This is a genomic window from Bradyrhizobium sp. Kon69, assembly GCF_055807515.1.
In genome coordinates this window covers 1-245 of record NZ_JBVVOS010000518.1, presented here as the reverse complement: position 1 = coordinate 245, position 245 = coordinate 1, and the positions used below count along the sequence as shown (strand labels likewise).

Sequence of the window (245 nt, the reverse complement as noted above, 5' to 3'; positions counted from 1 at the left end):
ATGCCGCCGCTCAGCACCGCAGCGCCGGTCAGGTCGATCTCGCCGCTGCCCGTAACCGTACCGGTGCCGCTGATCGTGGCCCCGTTCACCGTCAGCTTGCCGGTGGCGTCCACCGTGACGTTGCCGGCATTCGCAACCGTCGAGCCCTGATCGATCGTCAGCGCGCCATTCGCCAGCACTTCGATCGTGCCGGTGCTCGCATTCGTGATCGTCTCGTGGTCCAGCGCGTTGCCGGCGCCGCTGAC

1 protein-coding gene is annotated in these 245 nt (G+C 68.2%); it reads right to left on the bottom strand.

Translation table 11 applies throughout. The features are described 5' to 3' along the window. The coding region (locus AC0L3U_RS40020) for a hypothetical protein (protein WP_473365214.1) at positions 1-245 on the bottom strand (245 nt) is incomplete at both ends.